The organism is Simplicispira piscis (genome assembly GCF_054783455.1).
On the sequence record NZ_BAAGQN010000013.1, the window covers coordinates 197,322 to 209,075 of the forward strand.

Sequence of the window (11,754 nt, forward strand, 5' to 3'; positions counted from 1 at the left end):
TACCTTATTGGGCTGCGGCCCGCGCGGCAGTGGCCTTGGCCTTGGCTTCATCGGCTTTGCGTTGCAGCTCCTGGGCTTCTTTCTCGGCGGCCTGGGCTTCGGCGGCTTTGGCGGCCTTGGCATCCTTCTCGGTGGAGCTGCCACTGGCCAGCGCATTGCCGGCCATGGTGCCGGCCACCGCGCCCACAGCGGCTGCGCCCATGGTGCCCATCATTCCCGGGCCGCGTGCGGCAGGAGCCGCTGCCGCTGCCGGTGCTGCCGCAGCGGCCGGGGCTGCAGGGGCCTTGGGCGCCACCGGGGCCGCAGGGGTGGACGGTGCCTTGCCGATGCTGGCCGGAGGAATGGAGCGTGCTTTACTCCCACCCATGCGTTTGGCGTGCGCCAGCGTGGGGGCGGCCAGGGCGGCGACGGTCAGTGCGATGACAGCGGTAGTGGTGCGGTAGGTGTGGGTCATAAAGGTTCCTTGGGGATTAGTCGTTGCTGCCGAAGCCGAACAGGCTCAGCAGGCTGGTGAACAGGTTGAAAAGCGAGACGAAGAGACCCACGGTAGCCAATACGTAATTGGATTCGCCGCCGTTGACGATGCGGCTGGTCTCGAACAGGATCAGCCCGGCCGACAGCAAGGCCACCATGGCCGATACCGCCAGGCCCAGCGCCGGGATCTGGAAGAACATGGCCGCCAGCCCGGCCAGGATGGCGATCACCATGCCGGCGAACAAAAAGCCACCCATGAAGCTGAAGTCGCGCCGGGTGGCCAGCACCCAGCCTGACAGGGCCAGGAAAGTGGCGCCTGTGGCGCCCAGCGCCAGAGCGATGGTGTGTCCGCCGCCCGGCAAGGCCAGGTGTGCCGAGAGCACCGGCCCCAGGGTATAGCCCATGAAGCCGGTGAGCGCAAAGACGGCCCCCAAGGCCCAACCGCTGTTTTGTACCTTGTGCACCAGGAACAGCAAGCCGAAATAGCCCGCCAAAGTAAGAATCAAGCCCGGTGCGGGCAAACGCAGGGCGACGGCTGTGCCTGCGACGGCGGCGCTGAACAGCAGCGTCATGGACAACAGGGCATAGGTATTGCGCAGCACCCGATGTGTCGACAGGGTGCTGCCCAGAGAGCTACGGGTGGTGCTTCCCTGGTAGGTGGCAGGATGGTTCATGGGGATTTCCAAAGTCAGAAGAAATCGGAGGATAGAGGATGTGTGACTTCTAAAAAAGCAGATTGAATATGAGATTCACTTCTGTAATATCGGAATATGAGCGCAAACTTCAATTACCGCCATCTCTACTATTTCTGGATGGTGGCCAAGGCGGGCAGCATGTCGCAGGCCGCTGTGCGGCTGGATATGGCGGTCCAGACCGTGAGCACCCAGGTGCGTGAACTCGAGCGCGACCTGGGTTGCCAACTGCTGCGCCCGGCGGGCCGCGGGCTGGCGCTGACCGAGGCGGGGGTGGTGGCCTTGCGGCAGGCCGAGCAGATCTTCCAGTTGGGCGAGGCCCTGCCTGAATTGGTGCGCGCCGCCGCCCAGAGCCCCTCGGTACGGCTGGTGGTGGGCATTGCCGATGGCCTGCCCAAATTGGAGGTGCAGCGCCTGTTGCGGCCCGTGCTCCAGGTGGATGGGCTGCGACTGGTGTGCCTGGAGGGTGAAATGCCCGACCTGCTGGCCGAACTGGCTGTGCACAAGCTGGATGTGGTGTTGTCCGACCACCCGGCGCCCTTCAATCCGCGGCTCAAGGTGCACAACCACCCGCTGGGCAGCTCGGCCATGGGCTGGTATGCGGCGGCGCAGTGGTGGGCACAGGCGGTCGAGGGGTTTCCAGAGTCGCTGCAGTCGCTGCCCGTGCTGTTGCCCACGATGCACTCCATCGTGCGCAATCCTATTGATCAGTGGCTGGCCCAGAAGGGCCTGCGCCCGCGGGTGGTGGGTGAGTTCGAGGACAACGCGCTGCTGGAGGCGTTTGGTGGCACCGGTCTGGGCGTGTTTCCTGGTGCGGTGGCGGCCCAGGATGAATTGTTGCAGCGCTGCAAAGTGCGGCTGGTCGGCGCCTGTGACGGGGTGGAAGAGCACTATTACGCCATCAGCACCGAACGCAAGGTGGCGCACCCACTGGTGCTGCAACTGCTCAAGCACTCCCATAGACCTGGCTCTTTGAAATGATCCGTGCGTAGTGCGCCACAACCGGGCTCGGCCCCCGGTGTCCTGGGTCTTAGCCATTGACCGCGTGGGCCGGTCACCCGATACTGAAATGAGCAGGGCCAGCAGGGCTTTTGGTTTTCTTCCACGGCAGGTACCAGTCATCCAGAAACCATGGCAGAACAGCAGCACACACATATCGGTGTTCGCAGGCGCGAGTTGGCATGCCTGATGGGTTTGCTGTGCGGCGGCTGGCGCTTGGCGGGTGCGACGGGTGGGCCGGTGCGCATCCTCACGGAAGAGTTTCCGCCCTATAACTACACCGACGGCGGCAAGATCACCGGCCTGGGTACTGAGGTGGTCGAGGCCGTGCTTCAGGAATTGGGCTTGCAGGGGCAGTTCCAGTCGATGCCCTGGGCGCGCGCCTATGAAACGGCCAGCAACATCCCCGACGTGCTGATCTATTCCATGGTGCGCACGCCAGAGCGCGAAAAGCGCTTCAAATGGGTGGGCGTGATTGCACCGTCCGAGTACTACCTGTTTTCTTTGGCGGACAAGGCGCTCTCCCTTTCGTCGTTGGAGAAAGCAAGGGGCTTGCAGATCGGCACAGTGAACCAGAGTGTGGGCGAACAGTTCTTGCTGTCCAAGGGATTTGTCAAAGGCAAGAACCTGCAAGCCAGCGCCAAGAACGAACTCAACTACGAAAAACTGCGGCTGGGCCGTATTGATTTGTGGATCATGAACCAGCTCACCGCTTATCACCTGGTGCGCCAGGCGGGCCAGAACCCGGAAAAAGCACTGCACAAGGCCTTGGCCATTCCGGAGCTGAGCTCGCAGAGCTACTACATGGCGTTCGGTGCCCAGACGTCCGATGCCACTGTGGAGCGCTTTCGCAAGGCGCTGGAGTCCCTCCAGCGCAATGGCAGCTTTGACAGGCTGCAGCGCAAGTGGCAGTGAGCCCGCCGCCAGAGACGGGCGCGCCCCCTGCACCGGTGCGCCAGCGCTCCCTGGGATGGCGGCTGGTGTGGGCCACGCTGGTGTTTTGTGCCTTGTTCATCCTGGCATCGGTCATGGCGCTGACCTGGTCGGCATGGAATGAAGGCCTGAGCCGGATGGATGCCGAACTGGCGCAGATCGAACAGATTTACGGTGACACCCTGTCCAAGGCCATCTGGGAACTTGACCGGGAGGCACTGCAAGCACAGGTGCAAAGCGCCAAGGGCATTCCGGCAGTGGGGAAAATCGTGTTGAAGGTCACTCTGGCGAATCGTCCGCCTGAAATTTTCGAGAGCGCGCACGAAAGCTGGTCCGGCCTGGGCTGGGCGCCAACGCGCAGCATGCGACTGACCTATTCTCCCTATCCCGGCGCCCGCGAAGAGGTCGGTGAACTGGTTTTGTACGGCGACAAGCATGTCTTATGGCAGCGTCTGCGTAGCCAGTTGTTCACCATCGTGGTGGCGCAGTTGCTGCAATCCCTGATGCTGGCGGGCCTGATCATGCTGGTGTTCAATCGCATGGTTACGGTGCATGTGCGGCGCATCGCATCGCATTTGGAGGGCGTGCGTCCCGGTAACCTGGGTACCCGCCTGAGCCTGCAGCGCAACAGCCAGAACCAGGACGAATTGACCCAACTGGTCTCGGGTGTCAACCAGTTGCAGGGCAGTCTGGCAAACCACCTGGAGCGCCAACAGCGCTATGAGCAGGAACTGGCCGAGCACCGGGATCGATTGGCCCACTTGGTCGATGAGCGCACCGCTGAGTTGCAGGCGGCCAATGGCCAGTTGCAAAGCCTGGCGCGCACCGACCCGATGACGGGCCTGCCCAACCGGCGGCATTTCGACGAAGCCCGAATCATCGAAATGCGCCGCGCTCGGCGGGAGCAACAAAGCCTGGCCCTGCTCATCTGCGATATCGATGATTTCAAGGACTACAACGACCACTATGGCCACGCCATGGGCGACCAGTGCCTCGTTGTCGTGGCCCATGCTTTACAAGCGCAGCTGGGCAGAGCGGGTGATTTGGTGGCGCGCATTGGCGGCGAAGAGTTTGCTGCGCTGCTGCCCGCGACGAGCCGCTCTGCAGCCTTCAAGATGGCCGAGCGCATGCGCGCCGCCGTAGCGGCGTGCGCCATCGAACACCTGCATTCGCAGGCAGCCCAGGTGGTGACGATCAGTTTCGGGTTGGCTGTACTGGAACCCGGCGCGGACCGTGACTTCGAGGCCTTGTTCGAAGAGGCGGATCAGGCGCTGTACCGCGCCAAGGCTGCGGGGCGCAACCAGGTTGCCGGGCCCGATGTGTCGGCACCTTCCGACCCTGTGGGAGAGACCGCATGAAACGTGCCATTCTGTTGTTCTGGATTTTCTGGGCGGGTGCGGCAGCATGCCAAGCGCCGCCCATCCGGGCGGTGACCGAAACGACGCCCTACACCTCCATAGAGGGCGGCAAGGTGGTGGGGAGCGCCACCGAAGTGGTCGAGTTAACCTTGCAGCGCGCCGGTCTCAAAGACTACACAGTGCACCTGTACCCCTGGGCGCGGGCCTATGACATGGCGCTCAAGGAGCCCAATGTGCTCATCTTCCTGATAGCACGCACTCCGGCCCGTGAATCGCAGTTCCGCTGGGTGGGCGAGATCATGAAAATCCAGTACCACCTGTACCGGCTCAAATCCAACGTGCTCGATATCAGTTCCCTGGAATCGGCCAAGACGTTCACGATTGGCGTCATGCGGGACGATGTGCGGCAGCAGTATCTGCGCGCCAAGGGGTTCAAGCAGCTGGTGGTCTCGGCCCAGCCTCTGGACAATTTCCGCAAGCTGCTGAGCGGCCAGGTGGACCTGGTGCCCCTGACCACCGGCGATGCCCGCCTGATGTGTCAGCAGGCCGCATTCGACTGTGCCGACCTGGAGCGGGTGCTGACGCTGGAGGAAGTCTCTGCCGGGCTGTACATGGCCTACAGCCTGCAGACCCCGCTGGAGGTCGCGCAGCGCACGCAGCAGGCCTTCGACCGGCTCAAAGCCGAGGGGCTGGTGCAGCGTGCCATGGCGCGCACGCCCTGAGATCGTGCTGCTCCCCATTCGCGGGGTTGTCAGGCAAAGTGGTCGAACGAGGCGTAGCGGTGGAGCACCGGCTGCCCCTGGCCATCGATCAGACGCACACCGGGTTCGGCCTCGATACGGCCGATGCGTGTGACCGGTGTGCTGCAGGCTTGGCCCGCCGCGGCCACGGCGGCACGGGCGGCAGGGGGCGCGGTGAACAGCAATTCGTAGTCGTCGCCACCAGCCAGGGTGCACTGGTGCAGAAATTTAAGGTCAAAATGGCTTGGAACGCTTTCTGATAAAGCGCTACAAGCTATCAAATTAATAGTTATTGAGGTATCTACACAGGCCCCGACACCCGAGGCGCGCAGGATGTGGCCCAGGTCGCCCAGCAGGCCGTCGCTCACGTCCATCGCCGCGCTGGCCACGCCGCGCAGCGCCAGGCCCAGGGCCACGCGCGGCGTTGGCGCTTCCAGGCGCAGGCGTGCGGCGGCGAGGGTTTCGGCGGGCAGGGCGGCTGCGGCGGCCTGGTCTTGCAAAGCCTCCAGCGCCAGGCGCGCATCGCCCAGCGTGCCGCTCACATAAATGTCGTCGCCGGGCCGCGCACCGCTGCGCAGCAGCGCCTGGCCGGCCGGCACTTCGCCAAAAATGGTGATGCAGATAGTGAGCGGCCCCTGCGTGGTGTCGCCGCCCACCAACTCACAGCCGTGCGCATCGGCCAGCTGCAGCAGGCCGCGCGAGAAGCCCTCCAGCCAGGCTGCGTCCACCTGCGGCAAGGCCAGTGCCAGCGTGAACGCCAGCGGCCGCGCACCGCAGGCCGCCAGATCGGACAAATTGACGGCCAGTGCCTTGTGGCCCAGGCGCTCGGGGTTGGTGCCGGCAAAAAAATGCCGGCCTTCGACCAGCATGTCGCTCGACACCGCCAACTGCATGCCCGGCGCGGGCGCCAGCAGCGCGCAGTCGTCGCCCACGCCCAGGGCCACAGCACCATCGGGGCGCACCGGGCGCGTGAAGTAGCGTGCGATCAGGTCAAATTCACCCATGGTGTGGATTGTGGTGGTGTTGAACAAGTCCGCTGCGTGCGCGCAGGCGCGGCCCAGGCCAGCGGTCGCCGCGCAAGGGCCGCCCCGCCGCGCAGGCGGCGTCCCCCTGGGGGGAAGGCGCCGCAGGCGACGCAGGGGGGAGTCAATTCACTCCGCGAAAACGCAGCGCTGCCTGGCGGCTGACCTCGGCCAACAGTTGCTCTTCGCGCTGGCGCTCGCGCAGCCAGCGCGCGTCGTTCTGGCCCGCCTGGGTTTCATTGCGCAGCAGGTGCAGCGCCCCGGTTGCGCCATGGGCGGCGGCGTGTCCTGCGATCTGGTCCATGGTCTTGAGGATGTGCTCACGCAGCGGCATGTGGTCGCCCGTGGCTGGGTCGACATACACCGCATCCATGCCGAAGCGGCAGGCCTGGAAGCGGTTGTAGGTGTAGACGAGGTAGTCGTCCTCGCTGGGCGTGAACGGCTGCTCGGCCAGGAACCAGGCGCCCAGAGACTGCACGAAGCCCGACAGCGCGGCGGCGCGTTCGATGGTCAGCGGGGTGTCGAATACGCGGATTTCGATGGTGCCGAATTCGGGCTTGGGGCGGATGTCCCAGTAAAAATCCTTCATGCTCTTGACCACGCCGGTGCGTGTCATCTTGTCGAAATACTGCTCGAACTCGGTCCAGGTGAGCACGCAGGGCGCGCGGCCCGAGAGCGGGAAGGCAAACACCGAATTGAGCCGGGCCGAATCGAAGGCTGTGTCCTGACCCTGCACGTACGGACTGGACGCCGACAGCGCGATGAAGTGCGGGATGTAGCGCGACATGCGGTGCAGCATGAGCAGGGCGGCGTCGGCGTTGGGGCAGCCAATGTGCACATGCTGACCGAAGATGGTGAACTGCTTGCTCAGGTAGCCGTAGAGCTGTGAGAGCTCCTGAAAGCGCGGCTTGTCGTAGATGCGCCGCTCGTGCCACTGCTGGAACGGGTGCGTGCCGCCGCCGACCACGGCGATGTTGAGCTTGTCGGCACTTTTCACCAGCGCATCGCGGATTTGGCTCAGCTGCCCCAGCACCTCGCTCGACGAGTGGCAGATGCCGGTGGAGATCTCGATCATGCTGTTCGTCATCTCGGGCACCACGCTGCCGGGCAGCGGCGTCTTGTGCATGAGCCGCAGCATGTCCTCGGCATAGGGTGCCAGGTCGTAGTCGTGCGTATTGACGAGTTGCAGTTCCAGTTCGACACCCAACGTCAGCGGTTCGGAATGGTTGAAGGCTTCAAGACTCACGGTTGTCTCCCCGGTTGCCACGGGCCAAAGGCGCCCAGGGCTTGGAACTTTCTCCCGCACGGTAGATGGCCACTGTGGCAATCACCGCGCCCAGCACCTCCATCAGCAAAATGGCGGGCAGGGCCACGCGCGCAATCAGGTGGCCCGTGGAAGGCGAAGCCAGCACAAACTGCGAAGCAATCAGCAGCGCGATGGCTGACATGGGTGTCATCGCACAGCCTACCCACAGTGCCTGCAGCCAACTCGAACCGCTGCCCACATTGCCCACGGCCACCCCCAGCGCCTTGGCCAGCAGGCGCACCACGATCAGGGCCAGTACAGCACCGACCACAGGGCCGCTCCAGTCGGCCTGTGCGGCCACGGTGGACACCAGCACGAACATCAGCATGGTCAGCAGCGACGAGGCATTGCCCAACTGGCGTGGCCAGGCCCAGGGGCGTGGGTTGAGCTGCTTGAGCAGCATGCCACTCAGTAGCGCGGCCAAGGGCGCGGACCCGCCCATGTGGGCGGCCACGGCAGCCGCAGCGGCGATCAGGGCCAGCAGCAACATGGAGGTGTTCTCGCTCGTCGGGCTCATAAAACGCAGTGCCATGCGCAGCACCAGCGCCAGCACGGCGGCCACGATGATGGAGACGCCCAGCACCACGACGACAGGGTAAACCGTGTCCATGAAGGTGATGCTGGAGCGGTTGATGAGCTCAGCCCGGGCGCTGCCCAGTGTCAGCGCATACAGCGTCGAGAGTGTGGCCAGAACGATGGCGCGCTCTGTCACCGGGCCGGCGGCCCCGGTGTCGGCCACCACGCGGGTCAGCACGGCAGGCGAAGCCGCCAGGGCCACCAGAGCCAGCGGGCCTGCGACCCGGGCGGGCACATCGAGCCACAGCAGCACCCAGTACACCGCGAAATAGGTCAGCGCAGATTCGGCCACGCTTTGCACCAACACCATGGGGTTGTGGCGGAACCAGCGCAGCGGAATCCGTCCACCGCATTCAAACAGCACGATGGAGATGCCCAGTTCCAGCAAGAACAGGCCAATGCCCTGCAGTGGCCAGACCGCACCGCTGAAACCGGCCAGCCCGGCCACCGCGCCCACCAGCGAGTAGCCCACCACCTTGGGCAGGCCGGTGTGGCGCTGCAGCAGATAGCCGGTCATGGCCGCCACGGCGAGCAGCAGCGACCATTGCACCGTGGGTAACCCTGCCGAAGGGCGCAGCCATTGCGCCCAGAAGCTCAAAATCTCGTTCATGTCATGGATTCCTCTCGATCAGGCGGTCAGTCGGCTGCCATGGTGGGGCCGTTCGCCAAAGGCATGTGTTGCGGCCGACATCGCCGGACACCAGCGAATTTACCGTTAGATACTAAAGACGCTTGTAGGACTGTGACACAAGCGGTCGTGGCCCCGTGGCGATCTCTGGATCAACTCCGGAGAAGCCTTTGCGCAGGCTGTGGAGTATCGCCGCATGCCGGAGATCATCGCCCATGTGCCACCAGGGCGCCTCTGGCATGGATATTTTCAACGGGGCCGCGCAGGGGATGGGGCGGGCCCGTCAGCGGATCTCAAGGCGCAGGAACGTCGGGCGCGCTGGCGATTCCATGTGCGCAGACGTCGCCCGTGTCCGGCGCAGGGGTGTTGTCCGCAGCGCCATTTGCGTCGAGCCGATCTCCAGACCAGCGCAGTGCACGGGCCGCGATGGGCGGCCCTATTGTTTCCAGAATGGCCACGGCCGCAAGCACGGTGGAGCCCACAATCAGCCCCTCGTTAGGGAACAGCGTCGTGGTGGTATTGACGAGACCGATGGCGAGACCGGCCATGGGCATCAGCAGGAGGCCGCTGGTGGCCGCTTGTCGCAGGGGCGTACGGCATGCAGACGCGGCCAGCGTGACCCCCAGCCACTTGGCGCCGCTGCGCGCAAACACAAACGCCAATGCAGCGGGCCAGTACTGGAGCATCTCCGACACATGCATATTGGCGCCGGCATAGACGAAGAGAACAATAAAGAACAGTTCGAACGAGGGGCCGAACTCAATGTCTGCCACCAGGTTGGTGCGCTCCAGGCTGCGTACGACCATACCGAGCATCAAGGGGGCGAACAAGGGGGACAAATTGAGCACGAGGGCGGCCCCCACTGTCATCATCACGGCGCCGATCACGAGAGCGAGCTGGTATTGGTGCGCTGCTTTGGTTTTGCGCGCCGCCACGTGCAGTGCCCACCCCATGATGGCACCGAGCGCCGCCGACCCCAGTACCTGGTAGAGCGGCGCGCCGATCATGATGGACACGGGCGCTTCGGCCTGCCCGTACAAGGCTGGCAATACCGCAGCGAAGGCCATGAAGGCGATGACGTTATTCAAGGCGACCAGCGACATGGACCGATTCGTCACCGGCCCGGATGCACCCAGCTCGTGGGCGACGTGGATCAGAACCGCAGGCGAGGAAGAAATCGCGATGGTCGAAATCACCGCTGCAGGCAGCCCCGAGATACCGATCCATTCCAGGCAAAAGTAGACGGCCACAAAGGTGAGGGCGCTCTCCGCTACAGAAATCACCACCAGAGAGCGGTCGTTGATGAAGCGCTTGACGTCCAACGAAAGACCCAGCCGGTACAGAATCAGCGCCAGCGCGACATCCACAACGATGCGCGATTGCGCCAGCGCCTCGGGGCTGATCAGTCCCAATACGTTGGGGCCAGCGAACAGCCCCACCACCATGAACCCCGTGATACTGGGCAGCCAGGGCCAGCGGTGGGCCACATATCCACCCAGCGAGCCGCAAAAAAGCAAAAAACCGAAAAAAAACAGGGTGTTGACCGGTAGCGGCCAGACAGGGAGGAATTCCATGGGAAACGTGGAAATCAGTGCAATACGTGGGGCTTGGCGCTGTCCGAGGCATCCAGGTAGAAGCGCTCCACGGGCACCTCGAAGGGGGTGCCTTCTTCTGTCACGAAATGAAAGCTCCCGCGCATGGTGCCCGTTGCGGTGCGAAGCCGACAACCGCTGGTGTATTCAAAGGCCTGCCCGGGCTGCAACAGCGGCTGCTGGCCCACCACGCCCAGGCCCTTGACTTCCTCGACATGCCCCAGCGCGTCGGTAATGATCCAGTGGCGGGAAATCAACTGCGCCGGTGTGCCGCCGGGGTTGGCAATCTCGATGGTGTAGGCAAAGTGGTATTCGCAAGCATCGGGATCGGACTGCTCCGCCAGGTATTCGGGGCGCACGTGAACGTCGATGGTAGGTTTCGGCATCCCGGAATGGTAACTGCGACAATGGCGGTATGAGCCGTACCTTTCGCATTGCCCCTTCGATCCTCTCTGCCGACTTCGCACGTTTGGGTGAAGAAGTGCAGAACGTCGTCGCCGCCGGCGCCGACTGGATCCATTTCGACGTGATGGACAACCATTACGTGCCCAACCTCACTTTTGGTCCCATGGTGTGCCAGGCCCTCAAGCCCCATGCAAAAACGCCCTCGGGTGTCGCCGTGCCTATTGATGTGCACCTGATGATCCAGCCTGTGGACGCTTTGGCGGCGGCCTTTGCCGAGGCAGGCGCTGATTACGTCAGCTTCCACCCGGACGCATCGGGCCATGTGCACCGCAGTATCCAGGCGATCCGCTCCAAGGGCGTCAAACCCGGGCTGGTGTTCAACCCTGCCGAGCCGCTGGATGTGCTGGACTGGGTGATTGACGACATCGACCTCATTCTCATCATGAGCGTCAACCCCGGTTTTGGCGGCCAGAGCTTCATCGACTCGGCGCTGCGCAAGATTGAGGCCGTGCGCAAGCGCATCGATGCCAGTGGCAAGGACATTCGCCTGGAGGTGGATGGCGGCATCAAGCAGGACAACATCCGCCGCGTGGCCGATGCCGGGGCCGACACTTTTGTGGCGGGCAGCGCCATTTTCGGCAAAACCGACTACCGTGGTGTCATCGACGCCATGCGTGCGCAACTGGCGGCTTGAGCCGCTTTGATCCCGGGCGCTGAAACGCCAGCGTTGCTACCCGGTCTGCGCAGCGGCATTCAGATGTGCCGCGCCATGCTGTGGCCAGCAGGCCCGCAAGGACATCCACAGCCCAGCCGTGATTGCACCGGCCGCCCGGGCGCTGACTGTCTTTGTCGGGGTGAGCAAAAAAGACCCGTCCGACGAAGACCAGAGCGCCTACAACGACGCGGCCATGCAGGTGGGTGCCGTGCGCTGGGCGCGGATGCGGATCCGGATAATCCATCACCGTATGAAAAAAGACCTTTATGACGCCGCCATCATCGACCTTGATGGCACCCTGATCGACACCCTGG

General features: G+C 63.9%; 13 protein-coding genes. 6 read left to right on the plus strand and 7 right to left on the minus strand.

Annotated elements, in window-relative coordinates:
* Positions 1-4: 4 nt before the first annotated feature.
* Positions 5-454 (minus strand): ABC transporter substrate-binding protein, encoded by a 450-nt coding sequence (locus tag ACYVOC_RS08310; protein ID WP_461161458.1) that lies wholly within the window; start codon positions 452-454, stop codon positions 5-7.
* A gap of 16 nt (positions 455-470) precedes the next feature.
* Positions 471-1,148: a Bax inhibitor-1/YccA family protein gene (locus tag ACYVOC_RS08315; protein WP_116005011.1), complete on the minus strand. Its 678-nt coding sequence runs from the start codon at positions 1,146-1,148 to the stop codon at positions 471-473.
* 96 nt (positions 1,149-1,244) lie between these two features.
* Between ACYVOC_RS08315 and ACYVOC_RS08320 the strand changes: the two genes are divergently transcribed.
* The 4 genes from ACYVOC_RS08320 (at position 1,245) to ACYVOC_RS08335 (ending at position 5,178) form a co-directional block, all read left to right on the plus strand.
* Positions 1,245-2,147 (plus strand): LysR family transcriptional regulator, encoded by a 903-nt coding sequence (locus tag ACYVOC_RS08320; protein WP_116005010.1) that lies wholly within the window; start codon positions 1,245-1,247, stop codon positions 2,145-2,147.
* A gap of 150 nt (positions 2,148-2,297) precedes the next feature.
* On the plus strand, positions 2,298-3,080 hold the full coding sequence (locus ACYVOC_RS08325; protein ID WP_199562998.1) for a substrate-binding periplasmic protein: 783 nt from the start codon (positions 2,298-2,300) through the stop codon (positions 3,078-3,080).
* A complete protein-coding gene (locus tag ACYVOC_RS08330; protein WP_461161459.1) occupies positions 3,077-4,456 on the plus strand; it encodes a GGDEF domain-containing protein in 1,380 nt (459 codons plus the stop codon). Before ACYVOC_RS08325 ends, ACYVOC_RS08330 begins: the two co-directional genes overlap by 4 nt.
* Positions 4,453-5,178: a substrate-binding periplasmic protein gene (locus tag ACYVOC_RS08335; RefSeq protein ID WP_461161460.1), complete on the plus strand. Its 726-nt coding sequence runs from the start codon at positions 4,453-4,455 to the stop codon at positions 5,176-5,178. Before ACYVOC_RS08330 ends, ACYVOC_RS08335 begins: the two co-directional genes overlap by 4 nt.
* A 29-nt stretch (positions 5,179-5,207) precedes the next feature.
* Here the strand turns inward: ACYVOC_RS08335 and thiL are convergent, their stop codons facing one another.
* The 5 genes from thiL to apaG all read right to left on the minus strand — a co-directional run bounded on the left by thiL (position 5,208) and on the right by apaG (position 10,706).
* Positions 5,208-6,200: a thiamine-phosphate kinase gene (gene thiL / locus ACYVOC_RS08340; RefSeq protein ID WP_461161461.1), complete on the minus strand. Its 993-nt coding sequence runs from the start codon at positions 6,198-6,200 to the stop codon at positions 5,208-5,210.
* Between the two features lie 142 nt (positions 6,201-6,342).
* Entirely contained in the window at positions 6,343-7,464 is a 1,122-nt protein-coding gene (locus tag ACYVOC_RS08345; protein ID WP_461161462.1) for a YbdK family carboxylate-amine ligase, read from the minus strand.
* Entirely contained in the window at positions 7,454-8,710 is a 1,257-nt protein-coding gene (locus ACYVOC_RS08350) for a cation:proton antiporter (protein ID WP_116005006.1), read from the minus strand. Before ACYVOC_RS08350 ends, ACYVOC_RS08345 begins: the two co-directional genes overlap by 11 nt.
* 311 nt (positions 8,711-9,021) lie before the next feature.
* Complete coding sequence (locus ACYVOC_RS08355) at positions 9,022-10,302, minus strand: cation:proton antiporter (RefSeq protein WP_116005005.1); 1,281 nt, start codon at positions 10,300-10,302, stop codon at positions 9,022-9,024.
* Between the two features lie 14 nt (positions 10,303-10,316).
* Positions 10,317-10,706, minus strand: a complete 390-nt coding sequence (apaG, locus tag ACYVOC_RS08360) for a Co2+/Mg2+ efflux protein ApaG (protein WP_116005004.1) — start codon at positions 10,704-10,706, stop codon at positions 10,317-10,319.
* 29 nt (positions 10,707-10,735) lie between these two features.
* On the opposite strand from apaG, the gene rpe reads away from it, so the two are divergent.
* Complete coding sequence (rpe, locus tag ACYVOC_RS08365; RefSeq protein WP_116005003.1) at positions 10,736-11,419, plus strand: ribulose-phosphate 3-epimerase; 684 nt, start codon at positions 10,736-10,738, stop codon at positions 11,417-11,419.
* 118 nt (positions 11,420-11,537) lie between these two features.
* On the plus strand, positions 11,538-11,754 hold a 217-nt coding region (locus ACYVOC_RS08370), incomplete at its 3' end, for a hypothetical protein (protein ID WP_461161463.1).